This window comes from Lysobacter panacisoli (assembly GCF_009765165.1).
Classification (GTDB): domain Bacteria; phylum Pseudomonadota; class Gammaproteobacteria; order Xanthomonadales; family Xanthomonadaceae; genus Lysobacter_J; species Lysobacter_J panacisoli.
On record NZ_VLNU01000001.1, the window covers coordinates 3,105,423 to 3,123,025 of the forward strand.

Here is a 17,603-nt window from a genome sequence, read left to right on the forward strand (position 1 = left end):
TGGGCGGTATTGTGCGCGCGCGACCCACTGCATCCAAGTGTGTACTGCATGCTAGATTGCGCGCAGTGAATGCCCTCCGCCTGCGATTCCAGAACCGTGAACATGCCGACCTGGCGCTGAGCCCGGGCGTGCACGCCATCGGCTACGACCGCCACGGCGTGCTCGGCGAAGTCGCGACCGATGCGGCCGTCGCGCAGTTCTGCGTGGACCGTCGTGGCGTCTGGCTGCAGGTGCGCGAAGGCGCGCCCGGTCTGCACGTCAACGGCCGGCCGGTAAAGCGCATGGCCATGCTGCGCGTCGGCGATGCGGTGTTCGTCGACGGCACCGAACTGGTCCTGCTGGCGGGCGATCCCTTGCCCGCGCCGGCGGATTACGGTTTCTCCGGCGGCACCGACACGCGCATGCTGCTGCGCGGCGTGGGCGGTCCGCACCACGGACGCAGCTTCACCCTCGACAAGCCGCGCACGGTCGGTCGTGCCGGTGAGAGCGACATCCGCATCAACGAGCCGTCCTTCGCCGAACGCCATGCACGCCTTGAAGCACATGCCGATGGCGTGGTGCTGCGCGATCTCGGTTCGGTCGAAGGCAGCCTGGTCAACGGCCGTCCGGTCCGCCACGCGCTGCTGCAGCCGGGCGACCAGGTGGTGTTCGGCAGCCAGCATCGTTTCATCGTGGAGGCACCGGTGCCGCGCGCCGGCGCCAGCGAAACCGCGGCGCCCGCACCCAAGCGCGTGCCGGTGGTCGAGGAAACGCGCACGCCCTCGACGTTGCCGCAATCGGTGCGGCGCATGCCGTGGCTGCTGCTGGCCGCGCTGCTGATCGCGGCCGCGCTCAGCCTGCTGCTGCTGTACGGCGCGCGCTGACCGCGCGCTTCCATACCCGCCAGCCCAGCAACAAGGCGAGGATGCCGGCATACAGGGCCGGCTCGCGGATGTCCGACTTCACCAGCCACCAGAAGTGCAGCACCGCCAGCACGGCGATGGCATAGACCAGCTTGTGCAGCCGTGCCCAGTTGCGGCCCAGCCGGCGGATCGCCGCCTGCGTCGAGGTCAGCGCCAGGGGCAGCAGCAACAGCCACGCGGTGAAGCCCACGGTGATGTAGGGACGCTTGACGATCTCCTCGAAGATCTGCGTCCAGTAGCCGCGCAGGTCCAGCACGAGGTAGGCGCTGAAGTGCACCGTGGCGTACGCGAACGCATACAACCCCAGCATGCGCCGGAAGCGCAGCAGCACCGGCTGGCCGGTCAGTTGCCGGAGCGGCGTGATCGCCAGGGTGATCATCAGGAACCGCAGCGCCCACAGGCCCAGACGGTGTTCGATCTCGGCGACGGGATCGGCGCCAAGGCCGCCGCTGCCGGTAAGGAATTCCTCGCGGATCTGCCAGCCCAGGATCGCGGCCGGCGTCAGCGCCAGCACGTGCACCAGGGTCTTGGCGGCGATCAGCGCAGTGGAGGCTTTGCGCATGCGATGGCCTGCGGCGTCCGCGCAATGCGAACGCCGTTCGAAGAAAAGGACCGCGGAAGCGGGGCGGGCGTCAGAACCACTTCTTCAGGTCGAGGCCGCGATACAGGCCGCCGACCTGATCGGCGTAGCCGTTGAACATCCGCGTCGGGATGCGCTCGGCGAACAGCTTGCTGGCGGTGCCGGCGATGCGGCGCTCGCTCTTCTGGCTCCAGCGCGGATGGTCGACGTTCGGATTGACGTTGGAGAAGAACCCGTACTCGCTGGGCTGCGCGTCGTGCCATGCGGTCTCGGGCATCTTCTCGACGAAATCGATGGCGACGATCGACTTGATGGATTTGAAGCCGTACTTCCACGGCACGACCAGTCGCAGCGGCGCGCCGTTCTGCTGCAGCAGCGGCTTGCCATAGAGGCCGGTCGCCAGCAGCGTCAGCGGATGCATGGCCTCGTCGATACGCAGGCCCTCGCGATACGGCCAGTCGAGCGATGGCCACACCACGCCGGGCGTCTGTTTCGGGTCGGCGATGGTGGTGAAGGCGACGTACTTCGCCTGCGACGTCGGTTCGAAACGTTTGAGCACGTCGCCCAGCGGGACACCCAGCCACGGGATCACCATCGACCAGCCTTCGACGCAGCGCAGGCGATAGACGCGCTCATCGGGCGTGAATCCCCTGAGCAGGTCGTCCAGCGCGACATTGCCGGGTTTGGCGCAATGGCCGCCGACCGCCACCGTCCACGGCCGGGTGCGCAGGGTGCGCGCGGCGCGCGAGGGGTCGGCCTTGCCGGTGCCGAACTCGTAGAAGTTGTTGTAGGTGGTGATGTCCTCGAAACGGGTCAGCGTCTCGTCCGTGCGAAAGCCGGACTTAGCCTGCGCGGGCGTCAGGGTGACCTTCGGCGGCGGCGGGGGCTCGGCGTCGACGCAGCCCGACAGCCCCAGCGCGGGCGCGGTGGCGAAGGCGGCGAGCAGGCGCCGCCGGTCGCGGTAGACCGATTCGTCCGTGATTTCGGAGGCGGGGATCTTGAGTGCGTCGCGCAGCGACATGGCTACTCCGGCAATGCGTCGTTCGAACGTTGGTGCGGTGTCGGACACCGTCTCCGCACTATAGGGGGCAGACCCCACACGGCGGCTAAAGTTGCGTGGGAAACCATGAATCCGCAGGCTGCTGCAGTGCGGCATACTTGGCCGCTCACCCTTCCTTCGCCTTGCTGACCGGAGCGTTTCATGTCCCGCGCGTTCAACTTCAGTCCCGGCCCCGCGACCCTGCCCGAGCCGGTGCTGCGCCAGGCGCAGGCGGAGATGCTCGAATGGAACGGCGTCGGCGCCTCGATCGTCGAGGTGAGCCATCGCGGACCCGAGTTCATCGAAGTCGCGCGCCAGGCCGAAGCCGACCTGCGCACGCTGATGTCGATTCCCGACGACTACGCCGTGCTGTTCCTGCAGGGCGGGGCGACCGCGCAGCAGGCGCTGATGGCGCTGAACTTCGCCGCGCCCGGCCAGACCGTCGATTACGTCGTCACCGGCCACTGGGGCAAGACCGCGATCAAGCAGGCGCGGCCCTACGTGGACGTCAACATCGCCGCCGACAGCGAGGCGGGCGGTTTCCGCGACATCCCCGCACGCGACGACTGGCGCCTGTCGAAGGACGCCGCGTACGTGCATTACACCGCCAACGAAACCATCCACGGCGTCGAGTTCCGCGACATCCCGCAGGTCGACAACGCACCGCTGTTCGCCGACTTCAGTTCCTCGATCGCCGCCGAACCGCTGGACGTGTCGCGTTTCGGCATGATCTACGCCGGCGCGCAGAAGAACCTGGGCCCGGTCGGCGTGACGGTGGTGATCGTGCGTCGCGACCTGTTCGAGCGCGCTGGCCAGCCGCGCGCCGACATCTTCAACTACCAGTCGCACGCCAACGGCGACTCGATGCTCAACACGCCGCCGACGTGGAACTGGTACCTGGCCGGCCTCATGTTCAAGTGGATGCTGGCCGAAGGCGGCGTGACCGAATTCGCGCGCCGCAACGCGCGCAAGGCGGCGCTGCTGTACGACACCATCGACGGCTCGGGCGGCTTCTATCGCAATGAGGTCGCGCACGCGGCGCGCTCGCGCATGAACGTGCCGTTCTTCCTGCGCGACGCCGCGCTGGACGCAGCGTTCCTGAAGGAAGCGGGCACGGCAGGACTGATCTCGCTCAAAGGCCACCGCGTGCTCGGCGGCATGCGCGCTTCCATCTACAACGCGATGCCGGAGGAGGGCGTGCAGGCGCTCGCTTCGTTCATGCGCGATTTCCAGTCGCGATACGGATGACCGATGTGTAGCCCGGGTAAGCGAAGCGCACCCGGGAACCCGGCGCCCCCGCGCCATCCCCGGATGTGGCCTTCGGCCTTGTCCGGGCTGCGAAGAGACCAGGCGTAAATGAGCAGGAAGAGCGACAAGACCCCGAAGAAGGCCGCGCCCGCCGCCACTCGCAAGCCCGCGTCGAAGAAGGTCGCCCCCACGGCGCCGGAAGTCGACGTCGCGCCGCTCGATCTCGCCACGTTGCGCACGCGCATCGACGGCATCGATCGGCATATCCAGGAGCTGATCGCCGAGCGCGCGCAGTTCGCGAACCAGGTCGGCAAGGCCAAGGGCAAGCTCGCCGCCGCGGTGGACTACTACCGTCCCGAGCGCGAGGCACAGGTGCTGCGCCGCGTGGTCGACCGCAACGACGGTCCGCTCAACGACGAAGTGCTGGTGCGGCTGTTCCGCGAGATCATGTCGGCCTGCCTTGCCCAGCAGGAGCCGCTGAAGATCGGCTACCTCGGTCCGGAAGGCACGCATTCGCAGCAGGCCGTGTACAAGCATTTCGGTCATTCGATCCACGGCCTGCCGCTGTCGAGCATCGAGGAAGTGTTCCAGGAAGTGGAAGCCGGCCACGCCGACTTCGGCGTGGTGCCGGTGGAGAACTCCACGCAGGGCACGATCCAGTCCACGCTCGACATGTTCCTGACCTCGAAGCTGAAGATCTGCGGCGAAGTCGAGCTGCGCGTGCACCAGCACCTGCTGTCGCGCGGCGGCCGCATCGAGGACATCGAACGCGTCTACTCGCATCCGCAGTCGTTCGCGCAGTGCAAGGCATGGCTGCGCCAGTACCTGCCGAAGGCGGAGAAGATCCCCGTCGGCAGCAATGCAGAGGCCGCGCGTCGCGCGCGCAGTTCCGACGACGCGGCAGCCATCGCCGGCATCAGTGCGGCCAACGTGTACGGATTGAAGTCGATCGCCGGTCCGATCGAGGATCGCCCGGACAACACCACGCGCTTCCTCGTCATCGGCCGCGAGCTGTTCCCGCCGTCGGGCAACGACCGGACCTCGCTGATGGTGTTCATCAAGGATCAGCCGGGCGCGCTGTACCACGTGCTGGCGCCGTTCGCGACGCACGGGCTGAGCATGAACCGCATCGAGTCGCGCCCCGGCCATACCGGGCTGTGGCAGTACGCGTTCTTCATCGACATCGGCGGCCACGTGCACGAGGAGGCGATGCGTCGCGCGCTGGACGAACTGGACGACTATGCGCAGGAAGTGAAGGTGCTGGGTTCCTACCCGGTCGCCATCGCATGAGTGCCGTGCGCGATGCGGAGTCCGGCATGAGCGTCCTCCACGATGAAGCCTGGTTCGCCGCGCGCGCTTCGCGCGGCGTGCAGGGGCTGAAGGCGTACGACCCGGGACACGACCTGGTCGCGTTCCGCAGGAAGTACGGCACCGAGAACCTCGTCGAACTGGGTTCCAACGAAAATCCCTACGGTCCGTCGCCCGCCGCGCGCGCGGCCATCGTCGCCCAGCTCGATTCACTGCATCGCTACCCGGACCCGCTCGGTGCGGATCTCAAGCGCGCACTCGCGGCGAAGCACGGCGTGGAGACGAACCGGATCCTGCTCGGCAACGGTTCGCACGAACTGCTGATGCTGCTGGCGCAGGTGTTCGCCGGCCCCGGCGACGATGTGGTGTTCTCGCGCTACGGGTTCGCTGTGTTCGCGCTGGCGACGCAGGCGGCCGGTGCGAGCCGCATCGTCGTCGATGCGTTGCCCGACGATCATCCGGTCATGCCGCTGGGTCACGACCTGGACGCCATCGCCACGGCGATCACGCCGGCGACGAAGCTGGTGTACCTGGCCAATCCGAACAATCCGACCGGCACCTGGTTTGGCCGCGAGGCGTTCGCCGCCTTCATGGCGAAGGTGCCATCCGATGTCATCGTCGTGATGGACGAGGCCTACGCCGAGATGGCCGACGCGGACGCCGATGCAGCGACCGCGCTGCCGTTCCTGTCGTCGCATCCCAACCTGCTGCTCACGCGCACCTTCAGCAAGGCTTACGGCCTGGCGGGCCTGCGCGTTGGCTACCTGATCGGTGCGCCGGGACTGGTCGCGGTGATGGAGCGTCTGCGCGAGAGTTTCAACGTCAACGGCCCCGCGCTGGCGGCGTGCGAAGCAGCGCTCGGCGATGTCGCGCATCTGGATTCGGGCTGCGAGCGCAACAGCGCGCAGCGGATCGAGCTCGCGCGCGCGCTGGAACGACGCGACCTGCGCACGTATCCGTCGCAGACGAACTTCCTGCTGGTGCGCTTCGGGCCGCAGACGGCACAGGTTGAAGCGGCGCTGACCGCGCGCGGCGTGGTGCTGCGTCCGATGGGCGGTTACGGCCTGCCCGAATGCCTGCGCATCACCGTCGGAAATCCCGACGAGAACCGCCGCCTGCTCGCGGCGCTCGACGACGTGCTGGAGACGCTGCGATGAGCGCTTCGTGGATCGCGCGCGCCGGCCAGCCGTTGCGCGGACGCGTGCGCGTGCCGGGCGACAAGTCGGTGTCGCACCGGGCGGTGATGCTCGGTGCGATTGCAGAAGGCACCACGCACGTGCGCGGTTTCCTCGAAGGCGAGGACACGCGTGCGACCGCGCGTGTGTTCGAGCAGCTCGGGGTGCGCATCGAAACGCCGAGTGCGAGCGAGCGCATCGTCCACGGCGTCGGATTGCACGGTCTTCGCGCCAGCGATGCGCCGCTCGACTGCGGCAACGCCGGCACCGGCATGCGCCTGCTCGCCGGTGCGTTGGCGGGCCAGTCCTTCGACAGCGCACTGGTCGGCGACGCCTCGTTGTCGAAGCGGCCGATGCGACGCGTGATCGAGCCGCTGTCGCGCATGGGCGCGGTGATCGAATCCGAGCAAGGCGGCGTGCCGCCGCTGCGCATCCGTGGTGGACGCACGCTGCTGGGCATCGAGTACACGCTGCCGGTCGCCAGCGCGCAGGTGAAGTCGGCGTTGCTGCTCGCTGGCCTGTACGCGAGCGGCGAGACCGTCGTGCACGAACCGCACCCCACGCGCGACTACACCGAGCGCATGCTGTCGGCGTTCGGCTGGCCGATCGAATTCTCTCCGGGCCATGCGCGCCTGAGTGGTGGACATCGCCTCGTCGCAACCGACGTCAACGTGCCCGCGGACTTTTCCTCCGCGGCGTTCTTCCTGGTCGCGGCGAGCATCGTGCCCGGCTCGGAACTCCGCCTCGAAGCAGTCGGCATGAACCCGCGCCGCACCGGCCTGCTCACCGCGCTGCGGCGCATGGGCGCCGACATCCGCGAGGAGAACTCGAGCGAGCAGGGCGGCGAACCGGTCGCGGACCTGGTGGTGCGCCATGCACCGCTGCACGGCATCGAAGTCGACGGCGAACTCGCACCGGACATGATCGATGAGTTTCCCGCGCTGTTCGTCGCCGCGGCCTGCGCGGACGGTGTCACCACCGTGCGTGATGCGGCCGAACTGCGCGTCAAGGAATCCGACCGCATCGCGACGATGGCCCAGGGCCTGCGCGCGCTCGGCGTGGACATCGATGAGCATCCGGACGGCGCGACCATCGTTCCGGGCCCGATCGGTTCCGGTCGCGTCGACAGCCACGGCGATCACCGCATCGCGATGAGCTTCGCGGTGGCCGCGCAGCGTGCGGCGGGCGAGGTGCGGATCAACGACGTCGCCAACGTGGCGACGTCGTTCCCGGGATTCGAAATGCTGGCGCGCGGCTGCGGCGTGGCGCTGGACGCGGGCTGAGCCCGTCGGATCAGCGGCGCGGTTCGAAGCTGATCGGCACCACGATCGTGCCGCTTACCGGCTGCCCGTTGCTCATCGCCGGACGGAAACGCCAGCGCTTGACCGCGTCGGTCGCCGCGCGATCGAGGTTGCGCGAGCCGCTGCTGGTCGCGACCTCCACCGAGGTCGGCTCGCCATCGGCGCCGATCTGCGCGCGCACGGTCACGGTGCCGCTTTCGCCACGACGCAGGGACAGGGTTGGATAGCGCGGTGCCGGCGTCTGGCCGGCGATCGGTTCCGGACGGGTGGTGGCCACGCTCGGTGCCGGCTGCACCGGTTTCGGCAGCGACGGCGGTGGTGCAGGCGGTGCGGTCTCGACCAGACGCGGCTTTTCCTCATCCTGCGATGGCGTCGGCTGGCGCTGGCCCATGCCGCTGGCGTTGTCGTCGCCTTCGGCCGGCAGGGGCGCCGGCAGCGGCGCGTACGAGGGCGATGCGGAAGGCGCGTTGGGGTCGGCGCGGAAGAAGGCGTCCCGGTCCGGAGTGCGCGACAGGATCAGTGCGAACAGCGCCAGTCCCGCCACGAACGCCAGCAGCACCCATAGCAGCGAACGCTTGGCCGGCAGCCAGTTGGAGAAGTCGAAGCCGGGGCGGTTCGGCGCAGGGGCGGGTGTGGACATGGACGATCCATCGGGGGTTCTGCCCCGATTCTGCCCAGAACGGCGTTAACGGTTCGGCAATCGGTCGCCCCGGGACGGGGTTACACGCGATAATCGCGACTTCGATCACTCCGATGCCCCCACGTTCCCATGCTCGACCCGAACCTGCTGCGCCAAAACCCCGCCGAGCTGGCCGAGCGCCTGCGCCAGACCCGCGGCTATACGCTCGACGCCGGCCATCTGGAATCGCTGGAGAGCGAGCGCAAGCAGATCCAGATCCGCACGCAGGAGCTGCAGAACCTGCGCAACACGCGTTCCAAGGCGATTGGCCAGGCCAAGGCCAAGGGCGAGGACGTGGGCGCGCTGATGGCGGAAGTCGCCGGCTTCGGCGATGAGCTCAAGGCCAGTGAGGCGCGGCTGGAAGTCATCCGCGGCGAGATCGAAGCGATCGCGCTGACCATCCCGAACCTGCCGCACGAGTCGGTGCCGCAGGGCAACGACGAGAACGACAACGTCGAGCAGCACCGCTGGGGCACGCCGCGCACGTTCGATTTTCCGGTCAAGGACCACGTCGAACTGGGCGCGCGCAACGGCTGGCTCGACGGCGACACGGCCGCCAAGCTCAGCGGCGCGCGCTTCACGGTGCTGCGCGGCGGACTGGCGCGCCTGCATCGCGCGCTCGCGCAGTTCATGCTCGACCTGCACACCGGCGAGCACGCCTACCAGGAAACCAACGTCCCGCTGCTGGTCAACGCCGACAGCATGCGCGGCACCGGCCAGCTGCCGAAGTTCGAGGACGATCTGTTCGCCACCGCGGTCGGCGACGGCGAGACCGCGCACAAGCGCTACCTGATCCCGACCTCGGAAGTGCCTCTGACCAACATCGTGCGCGATGCGATCGTCGAGGCCGACGCGATGCCGATGCGCATGACCGCGCATTCGATGTGCTTCCGCGCCGAGGCCGGCAGCCACGGCAAGGACACGCGCGGCATGATCCGCCAGCACCAGTTCGAGAAGGTCGAGCTGGTGACGATCTCCACGCCGGAAGACAGCTACGTCGAGCACGAGCGCATGACGCGCTGCGCGGAAGTCGTGCTGGAAAAGCTGGGTCTGCCCTACCGTCGCGTGCTGCTGTGCACCGGCGACATGGGATTCGCCGCGACCCGGACCTTCGACCTGGAAGTCTGGCTGCCGTCGCAGGACACGTACCGCGAGATTTCCTCGTGCTCCAACTGCGAGTCGTTCCAGGCGCGTCGCATGCAGGCGCGCTGGCGCAATCCCGCCACGGGCAAGCCGGAGCTGGTGCACACGCTCAACGGTTCCGGCGTCGCGGTCGGCCGCGCTCTGATCGCGGTGATGGAGAACTATCAGAACGCCGATGGTTCGATCACCGTGCCCGAGGTGCTGCGTCCGTATATGGGTGGGGCTGAGCGGATCGCCTGACGTCTTAGGGGCGACACGCAGCGACGCGCCCCCTCTCCCTGGCCGCCTTCGGCGGCCTATCCCTCTCCCGCAAGGGGAGAGGGACACCATTCCCTTCTCCCCTCGCGGCAGCGTGCCCAGCGCGTGCTATTCCTTCTCCCCTTGCGGGAGAAGGTGCCCGAAGGGCGGAAGAGGGGGAACGGAGCGAGGCGTCGAACCAGCGCTGCGTTACAGCACCCACTGTCGTCGCATAGAAACGGGCCCGCATTGCGGGCCCGTGGCGTTTCCGGCTCAAGCGGGGAGGGGTGGGCCGGGACGCGCTGGCTCAGGCTCAGGCGGCCTTTGCCAGAGGGGAACGGATGGACGCGTGCGCAGCGGCCACGGCGTCGGTACGGTGCTGCGGCGAATATGCCACGCCTTCGGCGCGCACGATCTCCAATTCGGTCACGCCGAGGAAACCGAACACCTGGCGCAGGTACGCTTCCTGGAAGTCCGCCGGGCTGGTATCGCCGTACTGGCCGCCGCGGCCACTGACGATGACCACGCGCTTGCCGCCCGCCAGGCCTTCCGGACCGGCCTCGGTGTAGCGGAACGTGCGGCCGGCGACCGCGATGCGGTCGATCCACGCCTTCAGGGTTGAAGGAATGCCGAAGTTGTAAAACGGCGTACCGATCACCACTACATCGGCATCGAGGAACTGCTGCATCGTCGCCTCGGACGCCTCGGCCTCGGCCGGGTCGGCCTTGGCCAGCGAGCGGGCGGTCAGGTGCGGCAGCGGCTCGGTGTCCAGATCGCGGTACTGGACGGCGAGTTCGGGCAGGGCCTCCTGCCAGCGGGCCACGACGGCGGCGGACAGTTCACGGGTGACCGAATTGGTGCCAAGGGCACTGGAATCGAGATGCAGGAGCTTCATGATGGGCCTCAATGGAACGATCGGCGGGATGCCGTGTCGGAAGCCAATCTAGGTCGTTGCTGTAGTGGAATAAATCTGGTCAAATATCACTAACTGTTCTGGAATTGGAATTATCGCCATGCAGGACCTGAACGACCTGTACTACTTCGCGATGGTGGTGGAACACGGCGGTTTCGCCGCGGCCGAGCGCGCGCTCGGCATTCCGAAGTCCCGCCTGAGCCGACGCATCAGCCAGCTCGAGACCGATCTGGGCGTGCGCCTGCTGCAGCGTTCCACCCGTCGTTTCGCCGTCACCGACGTTGGCAACAGCGTCTATCGCCATGCACAGTCGATGCTGGCCGAGGCGCAGGCCGCGCACGAAGTGGTCGATCGCCTAAGCGCGGAACCGCGCGGCGTGATCCGGGTGAGCGTGCCGGTCGGCATGGCGCAGCAGCAGATGCCCAAGCTGCTGCCGGAATTCCTCGCGCGTTTCCCGCAGGTGCGCGTGCAGTTGCTGGTGAGCAATCGCCGCGTCGACATCATCAATGAAGGCATCGACGTCGCCCTGCGCGTGCGGTCCAAGCTCGACGACGACGGCAGTCTGGTGATGCGCAGCTTCGGCCAGATCCAGGAACTGCTGGTCGCCAGCCCCGATTACCTGCGCCGCATGGGGCGGCCGAAGAATCCGGACGAACTCGGCGATCACGTCACCCTGAGCATGAGCGAGGACGACGCACGCCAGCGCTGGGAACTGCACGGCCCGGACGGCGACGTGCGCCGCGTCGAACTCAAGCCGCGCGTGATGGGCTTCGACTTCCCGATGCTGATGCAGCTCGCGCAGCAGGGCGTGGGCATCACGCTGCTGCCGGAAACCATCTGCGCCGAAGCCGTGCGCCGTGGCGAACTGGAAGTGGTGTTGCCCGACTGGCGCCTGCCGCAGGGCATCTTCCACGCCGTGTTCGCCTCGCGTCGCGGCCTGTTGCCGGCAGTGCGCGTCTTCATCGACTTCATCGCGGAGAAGGCGCCGGGTCTGGTCGAATCCGCGCGCCTGCAGTGCAGCGAGATCAAGGGCAAGCAGTGCCCCGAAGACATGGCCAAGCCGGGCGTGGCGCAGGCCCCCGTGCCCGAGCCCCGCATCGTCACGCAGGCATGAGAGAATGCGGCCCGCATCGCGCGGGCCGCAGCGTTTCCGGCCTTCGCCCTGCAGCGCGCCGCCACGCGGTGCCGCGTCCCGCACCGGAGAGATGGCCGAGTGGTTTAAGGCAGCGGTCTTGAAAACCGCCGAAGGGTCAAACCTTCCGTGGGTTCGAATCCCACTCTCTCCGCCAATAAGTCCTTATGGTCAGGAAGGACTGCTAGCCCCAGAAATGAAAACGCCCCGCACGACGCGGGGCGCAGTTGTTCGTGCCGAAAGGCGTGTGGCATCGCTGATTTACAACGAGTGCCACAAAGCGCTGCCACAAGTCCTGCATAGATGCTTCTTGGGGCCACGTCCGGCCTGCGGTCCATACAGCCACCACAAGTAGATGTTGGTTCCGCCGCATTGGTTGCAGGCGACGCGATCACCCTTCCTGCAGCTAGGGTTTTGCTCAAGGTACTCGGCGATAGTGGGCAGGCTCGTAACCTTCTTCTTTGCCTGAATCCAATACCACGCGATATAGGAGGGAATACCAATGAGCATCAACAAACCTGGTAGAGCAACCAGAAGCTGAGACATCTGCATGCCGGAGCACCATGTGTAGGAGACAGCTCTCTATCGGCATGGGTGGAGGGGGCTTTAGCACCGGCAATGTGCCAGGGCGGACAGGTGCCGGAACCGGAGTCGAGCGAACCACTCCGAGTCGCCTGCAGGCCACGGCGTATCGGATCCAGAAGCCAGCGGAAAGTCCCGCATGCCGGCAGGCGGCGCCGTCGCAGCTTCGCTAGCCGTTGCGTGGTCCCTCGCCGAAGGCGATGTCCCAGCAGAACACCAGAGCGGCGAGCATCAGCAGCGCATGGAACCCGAACACTGCGAGCATGTTGAGGGTTATCCGGCCCAGCGGCATGTCGCCCACGCGCGCGTCGCGGAAGATGAAGTGCCAGGACAGCAGCGCGAGGCTGCTGCCCAGGACGATGCGCAGGGTGCGGGTGATGAAGCGCGAGACCTGGTGGTTCGCCGCTTCGATGCGGGTTTCCGGGCGCACGTCGAGGACTTCGTATTCCGATGCGCCGAACCGCGCACAGGCGATGCGCTCGGCGAGGCTGCGGTCGCTGAAGCGCCCGAACGCGCGGGTCGTGGTTTCGCCGCTGTCGCGGTGCCGGTAGGTGACGAAGTAGCGTGGCGCGTCCACTGACGCCTCGTTGCATGGGGGCCGGACGCGGCCCGAGCGCGCGGGCCGACACTCCGAATGACGCGGAATGCGGGGGGCGCCGGCCAGCCGGCTAGCGGAAATCCCGCGACGGTGTGTGCAATTCGCCCAGCATCGGGCTGAGGTCCTGCAGGTGGGCGGCGATCAGGTGTTCGACGCCGTCCACGCGTTCCCAGCGTCCACGCACCGACAGCAGGGTGGCATCGAGCAGCGGCTTGCGCTGGCGCGCGGCGAGGTCGGGCCAGACGATCACGTTGATCATCCCGTGCTCGTCTTCCAGGGTGACGAAGATCGTGCCCTTGGCGGTGGCCGGGCGCTGGCGCTGGGTCACCAGGCCGGCGACGTGCACGCCGCGTCCGTGCCGCGCCTGGCGCAGCTCTCGCGATCCGTGGATGCGGCGCGCCTGCATCTGCGGACGCAGTAGCGCCATCGGATGCGAGGCGAGGCTGAGTCCGACCGCGCGGTAGTCCGACAGGATTTCCTCGCCGATGCGTGGCGCGGGCAGGGCGATGTCGTCCTCGCGCGGGCTGCCCGGCAGCAGCGGGCGACGGCGTTCGAGACCAGCCACGGCCCAGCGCGCTTCATGGCGGTTGCCGATCAGGCTCCGCAGTGCGTTCGCTTCGGCCAGCGCGCTGCAGGCCTTTTCGTCGAGGCGCGCACGCAGGCGCATGTCCTGCAGGTCGTCGAAGCGGCGTCGTTCGCGCGCAGCGACTATCGCGTGCCCGGCATCTTCCGACAGTCCGCGCACTTCGCGCAGGCCGAGGCGGATCGCGGACTTTTCGCCCACGAGTGTGTTGTCCCAGTCGCTGTGCAGCACGTCCACCGGCAGGACGTCCACCGCTTCTCGCATCGCCAGCCGTCGAGCCTGTTCGCTGTCGAATTCGTCCGCAGCACGTTGCGGCGCACCGCGGCGTGCGTCCTGCACGATCTGGCTGTTGGAATAGAACCCCATCGGCTGCGAGTTGAGCAGGGCGCAGGCGAAGGCCGCCGGTTCGTGGCGCTTGAGCCAGCAGCTCACGTAGACCAGCTTGGCGAACGAGGCGGCGTGGCTCTGCGGGAAACCGTACGAACCGAAGCCCTTGATCTGCTCGAAGATCTGCGCAATGAACGTTTCCGAATAGCCCTTGCCGCGCATGCAGTCGCGGATGCGCTCGCGATGCGGTTCCATGTCGCCGCCGACGCGCCATGCCGCCATCGAACGCCGCAGCTGGTCGGCCTCGCTGTCGCTGTAGCCGGCGTGCATCACCAGCTCCATCACCTGTTCCTGGAACAGCGGCACGCCGAGTGTTGGCTTGAGGATCTCCTCGACCTCGGGCGACGGGTACTCCACTTCTTCCTTGCCCATGCGGCGGCGCAGGTAGGGATGCACCATGCCGCCCTGGATCGGGCCCGGTCGCACGATCGCCACTTCGATCACCAGGTCGTAGAAATTCTTAGGTTTCAGTCGCGGCAGCATGGTCATCTGCGCGCGCGATTCGATCTGGAACACGCCCACCGTGTCGGCGCGCTGGATCATCGCGTAGGTGGCGTCGTCGCCGGGCGGAACGGTGGCGAGTTCGAGCCGGTAGCCGCGATGCCGTTCGACCAGATCGAACGCTTTGCGAATGCAGGTGAGCATGCCCAGCGCGAGGCAGTCGACCTTGAGCAGCCCCATCGTTTCCAGGTCGTCCTTGTCCCACTGGATGATGGTGCGATCGGCCATCGCCGCGTTTTCCACCGGCACCACGGTCGACAGCGCCGCATCGGAAATCACGAAACCGCCGACGTGCTGCGACAGATGGCGCGGGTGATCGGTGAGCGCATCGGTCACCGCCAGCACGCGTTCGATCAGCGGGTTGCATGGATCGAAGCCGGCGTCGTCGAGGCGCTGCGCCATCTCGGTGCCGGCGTTGCCCCAGCCATAGCAGTTGGCGAGCAGGGCGATCTGGTCCGGCGGCAGGCCGAAGGCCTTTGCGACGTCGCGCACCGCGCTCTTGCCGCGGTAGCGGATCACCGTGGCGGCCAGCGCCGCGCGCGCGCGCCCGTACTTGGCGTAGACGTACTGCAGCACTTCCTCGCGGCGTTCGTGCTCGAAATCCACGTCGATGTCGGGCGGCTCCTTGCGTTCCTCCGACAGGAAGCGCGCCATCAGAAGGCGGCTTTCCTCGGGATTCACCGAGGTGATGCCGAGCGCGTAGCACACCGCCGAATTGGCCGACGAACCGCGGCCCTGGCACAGGATGTCGCGGCTGCGCGCGAAACGGACGATGTCCTCCACCGTCAGGAAGAACGCTTCGTACTGCAGCTTGGCGATGAGCTGAAGCTCCGTCTCGATCTGGTCGACGACCTTGCTTGGCGCACCGTTCGGCCAGCGCGTGCGCATGCCGGCCAGGGTCAGCGCGCGCAGGTGCGTGGTCGGGGTTTCGCCTGCGGGCACGAGTTCGGCGGGATAGCGGTACTGCAGGTCGTTCTTCAGGTCGAAGATGCAACGCCGCGCGAGCGCGACGGCAGCGGCGAGCAGTTCGTGCGGGTAGACGTTGCCCAGCGTAGACCGTGCGCGCAGGTGGCGTTCGCCGTTGCGGAACAGGTGCGCGCCGCATTCCGACAATGGCTGGCCGTGGCGGATCGCGGTCATGGTGTCCTGCAGGACACGCTGGCGTCGCGTCGCCATGTGCACGTCGCCGCTGGCGACGGCGGTCATTTCCAGCGAGTGCGCGAGCGAGCACAGCGATTGCAGGCGCAGGTCGTCGTCCTGCTCGCGGTGCAGTTCCACCGCAAGGAACACGCGTTCGCCGAACAGCGCGCGCAGCCAGCGGCCGGGTTCCGGATCGGGCGCGACGTCGGGCTCGCGGTCGGGCAGCCACAGTGCGAACAGCCCCGAGGGATCGCCGCCGAGCAGCGCTTCGAGATCGCAACGATCCAGCCGGTACGCTCCCTTGTCGGCGGCGCGGCGTCCGCGCGTGATCAGCTCGCACAGCCGCGCGTAGCCGTGGGCGTTCTCGACCAGCAGGGCGAAGCGCGTGCCGTCGGTGAGGCGGAATTCACTGCCGACGATCAGGCGGACGCCGGTGGCGAGCGAGGCTTCGAGCGCGCGCACGATTCCGGCCAGCGAGCATTCGTCGGTGATGGCGAGTGCGTCGTAACCGCAGTGCCGCGCACGCGCGAACAGCTCCTCCGCGCTGGCCGCACCGCGCAGGAAGCTGAAGTCGGACAGGCAATGCAGTTCGGCGTAATCCGGCGCCGCATCGTGCAGCGCATCGTCGTTGGCCGCATGGCGCAGGCGTGTGGTGACCTGCAATGCGCGCGGCATGCGATCGCCGGGCGTCTCGCGGTCGACGCCGTCGATGGCGTCGTCCCAACTCATGCGAACCAGCCGTGCAGCATCCAGCCGTCGCGATGGCCCGGGTCGGCGTAGGCCCAGGCGCGCTGTCCCTGCGCGGTTTCGAGGACGTAGTAATCGCGGCGCACGTCGTCGCCGTCCCACCATCCGCTTTCCAGCCGCTCAGGACCAGAGACGATGCGCACGCCATGCGCGTGCAATGGCACCGGTTGCGGCAGCAGCCAGGTGGGACGGGCAGGGCGCACCGGCGCGTCGCGCACGCACAGTGCGTCCTCATCGACGCCGGCACGCTGCCAGGCGCGTTCGGGTCGTGGATCGCCCGACGGTGCGATGCGGTACACCGCGTCGTCGCCGAGTCGCGCGCGCAGGCGTTCGCGCAGCTGCGGCCACGGCACCGCCTGCGAAGGGCGTGTATCGAACAGGTCGCGCGCGACGGGTACGAACGGCGGCAGTTCCTTCGCCAGCAGGCGCAGTCCGACCACGGGCCGCTCGATCGTCGCCTGCTCCAGCCGGTTGCGCGCGATGTCCATCAGCAGGGCGGCGTCGCGTTCGGCGGCGAGCAGTCCGACCGGTACGTCGGTGTGGCCCTGTTCGTGCTCCAGGCGCATCGTGAAGCGCTGCACGCCGCCATCGCGCGCGGACAGATACACGGCGAGATCGCGCACCAGCCGCCGCAACGGGAACAGCAGCGCCTGGTGGTTCTCGACTTCGTAGCCCAGCTCGACGCGCATGTCGAAATGGTCCGGCGGCTGGTACCACTCGAGCGGGTCGTCGGCTTCGCCGTAGAGCCTGTCGAGATGTCCGGACAGATCCACGCCGAAGCGCCGGCGCAGGCCGTCGCGCGGCAACGCGCGCGCATCCTGCAGCGTGCGCACGCCCATGCGATGCAGTCGCTCGCCGGCGTCGTCGGGCAATGCCGCTCGTCGCACCGGCACGCGGTCGAGCGTGCCGGCCAGCGCGTCGGGATCGATCAGCGTGTAACCGTCGCGCAGTCCGGCGAACACCAGCGCTGCGCGCGGCGTCGGCGCGAGCGCGATGCGATGACGGAAACCGAGCACGCCCAGTTCGTCGCGCAATCGTCGTTCGAAGCGTGGCCACGGGCCGAACAGACGGAAGCTCGCGCTGGCTTCCAGCACGATCGCGCCGGACCATTGCGCGCTGACCAGAGAGCTGTGGCGATACGCCCACGCCGCGAGGAAGCGCTGGCAGCGCGATTCGGTCGTGTCGTCGTGTTCGATCAATGCGACGTCCGAGCACAGTGCATGCGCCGCGGTGAGGCGCATGCCGGGACGCAGCCCGGCGTCGGCGGCGCTGTCGTTCACGGCATGCAGGCTGCGCAGCTGGGCCGGACCGCTCACCAGGGCGAGCGGTCGCGCCGGATCCTCGACACGACGCAGGACCGCGTCGAGCGCCAGGTGCGGCAAGCGGATGCAGGCCCACAACATGGCCG

Annotated in this window: 14 protein-coding genes and 1 tRNA gene; 8 read left to right on the plus strand and 7 right to left on the minus strand. The window is 68.1% G+C overall.

The features are described from left to right. The first annotated feature begins 65 nt into the window (after positions 1–65). Positions 66–863: an FHA domain-containing protein gene (locus tag FOF45_RS14590; protein WP_158986101.1), complete on the plus strand. Its 798-nt coding sequence runs from the start codon at positions 66–68 to the stop codon at positions 861–863. Here the strand turns inward: FOF45_RS14590 and msrQ are convergent. Continuing rightward, positions 832–1,464, minus strand: coding sequence for a protein-methionine-sulfoxide reductase heme-binding subunit MsrQ (msrQ, locus tag FOF45_RS14595; RefSeq protein ID WP_158986103.1), 633 nt, complete (start codon positions 1,462–1,464; stop codon positions 832–834). The two genes, FOF45_RS14590 and msrQ, sit on opposite strands and share 32 nt — an antisense overlap. A 70-nt stretch (positions 1,465–1,534) precedes the next feature. Then, positions 1,535–2,503: a protein-methionine-sulfoxide reductase catalytic subunit MsrP gene (gene msrP / locus FOF45_RS14600; RefSeq protein WP_158986105.1), complete on the minus strand. Its 969-nt coding sequence runs from the start codon at positions 2,501–2,503 to the stop codon at positions 1,535–1,537. 180 nt (positions 2,504–2,683) lie between these two features. On the opposite strand from msrP, the gene serC reads away from it, so the two are divergent. The 4 genes from serC to aroA all read left to right on the plus strand — a co-directional run bounded on the left by serC (position 2,684) and on the right by aroA (position 7,535). Continuing rightward, positions 2,684–3,769, plus strand: a complete 1,086-nt coding sequence (gene serC / locus FOF45_RS14605) for a 3-phosphoserine/phosphohydroxythreonine transaminase (RefSeq protein ID WP_158986107.1) — start codon at positions 2,684–2,686, stop codon at positions 3,767–3,769. 108 nt (positions 3,770–3,877) lie between these two features. Next, entirely contained in the window at positions 3,878–5,059 is a 1,182-nt protein-coding gene (gene pheA, locus FOF45_RS14610) for a prephenate dehydratase (protein ID WP_158986109.1), read from the plus strand. 26 nt (positions 5,060–5,085) lie between these two features. Continuing rightward, positions 5,086–6,234 (plus strand): histidinol-phosphate transaminase, encoded by a 1,149-nt coding sequence (gene hisC, locus FOF45_RS14615; protein WP_158986111.1) that lies wholly within the window; start codon positions 5,086–5,088, stop codon positions 6,232–6,234. After that, positions 6,231–7,535, plus strand: coding sequence for a 3-phosphoshikimate 1-carboxyvinyltransferase (gene aroA, locus FOF45_RS14620; protein ID WP_158986113.1), 1,305 nt, complete (start codon positions 6,231–6,233; stop codon positions 7,533–7,535). The genes hisC and aroA overlap by 4 nt, the downstream gene beginning before the upstream one ends. A gap of 10 nt (positions 7,536–7,545) precedes the next feature. On the opposite strand, the gene FOF45_RS14625 is transcribed toward aroA, so the two are convergent. Beyond that, positions 7,546–8,193, minus strand: a complete 648-nt coding sequence (locus tag FOF45_RS14625) for an energy transducer TonB (protein WP_158986115.1) — start codon at positions 8,191–8,193, stop codon at positions 7,546–7,548. Between the two features lie 129 nt (positions 8,194–8,322). Here FOF45_RS14625 and serS point away from each other — a divergent pair, with 129 nt between their 5' ends. Next, positions 8,323–9,615 carry a serine--tRNA ligase gene (gene serS / locus FOF45_RS14630; protein ID WP_158986117.1) on the plus strand — a complete coding sequence of 431 codons (1,293 nt, stop codon included), beginning with the start codon at positions 8,323–8,325 and terminating at the stop codon, positions 9,613–9,615. A 310-nt stretch (positions 9,616–9,925) separates the two neighbouring features. Here the strand turns inward: serS and FOF45_RS14635 are convergent, their stop codons facing one another. Further along, on the minus strand, positions 9,926–10,507 hold the full coding sequence (locus tag FOF45_RS14635) for an FMN-dependent NADH-azoreductase (protein WP_158986119.1): 582 nt from the start codon (positions 10,505–10,507) through the stop codon (positions 9,926–9,928). Between the two features lie 103 nt (positions 10,508–10,610). Here FOF45_RS14635 and FOF45_RS14640 point away from each other — a divergent pair, with 103 nt between their 5' ends. Further along, a complete protein-coding gene (locus FOF45_RS14640; RefSeq protein WP_199244575.1) occupies positions 10,611–11,639 on the plus strand; it encodes a LysR family transcriptional regulator in 1,029 nt (342 codons plus the stop codon). Positions 11,640–11,724: 85 nt separating this feature from the next. Beyond that, positions 11,725–11,814: transfer RNA gene (locus FOF45_RS14645), tRNA-Ser, on the plus strand. 594 nt (positions 11,815–12,408) lie between these two features. On the opposite strand, the gene FOF45_RS14650 is transcribed toward FOF45_RS14645, so the two are convergent. From FOF45_RS14650 to FOF45_RS14660, 3 genes are all read right to left on the minus strand, one after another. After that, positions 12,409–12,816, minus strand: coding sequence for a hypothetical protein (locus tag FOF45_RS14650; protein WP_158986123.1), 408 nt, complete (start codon positions 12,814–12,816; stop codon positions 12,409–12,411). Positions 12,817–12,907: 91 nt separating this feature from the next. Next, positions 12,908–16,177 carry an error-prone DNA polymerase gene (locus FOF45_RS14655; RefSeq protein ID WP_199244493.1) on the minus strand — a complete coding sequence of 1,090 codons (3,270 nt, stop codon included), beginning with the start codon at positions 16,175–16,177 and terminating at the stop codon, positions 12,908–12,910. Next, entirely contained in the window at positions 16,174–17,598 is a 1,425-nt protein-coding gene (locus tag FOF45_RS14660) for a Y-family DNA polymerase (RefSeq protein WP_158986125.1), read from the minus strand. The genes FOF45_RS14655 and FOF45_RS14660 overlap by 4 nt, the downstream gene beginning before the upstream one ends. Positions 17,599–17,603 lie beyond the last annotated feature (5 nt).

Bases quoted from the DNA above. Each gene is read 5' to 3' on its own strand.
- msrQ (WP_158986103.1), bottom strand. From the start codon at position 1,464: ATGCGCAAAGCCTCCACTGCGCTGATCGCCGCCAAGACCCTGGTGCAC.
- msrP (WP_158986105.1), bottom strand. From the start codon at position 2,503: ATGTCGCTGCGCGACGCACTCAAGATCCCCGCCTCCGAAATCACGGAC.
- serC (WP_158986107.1), top strand. From the start codon at position 2,684: ATGTCCCGCGCGTTCAACTTCAGTCCCGGCCCCGCGACCCTGCCCGAG.
- pheA (WP_158986109.1), top strand. From the start codon at position 3,878: ATGAGCAGGAAGAGCGACAAGACCCCGAAGAAGGCCGCGCCCGCCGCC.
- hisC (WP_158986111.1), top strand. From the start codon at position 5,086: ATGAGCGTCCTCCACGATGAAGCCTGGTTCGCCGCGCGCGCTTCGCGC.
- aroA (WP_158986113.1), top strand. From the start codon at position 6,231: ATGAGCGCTTCGTGGATCGCGCGCGCCGGCCAGCCGTTGCGCGGACGC.
- FOF45_RS14625 (WP_158986115.1), bottom strand. From the start codon at position 8,193: ATGTCCACACCCGCCCCTGCGCCGAACCGCCCCGGCTTCGACTTCTCC.
- serS (WP_158986117.1), top strand. From the start codon at position 8,323: ATGCTCGACCCGAACCTGCTGCGCCAAAACCCCGCCGAGCTGGCCGAG.
- FOF45_RS14635 (WP_158986119.1), bottom strand. From the start codon at position 10,507: ATGAAGCTCCTGCATCTCGATTCCAGTGCCCTTGGCACCAATTCGGTC.
- FOF45_RS14655 (WP_199244493.1), bottom strand. From the start codon at position 16,177: ATGAGTTGGGACGACGCCATCGACGGCGTCGACCGCGAGACGCCCGGC.
- FOF45_RS14660 (WP_158986125.1), bottom strand. From the start codon at position 17,598: ATGTTGTGGGCCTGCATCCGCTTGCCGCACCTGGCGCTCGACGCGGTC.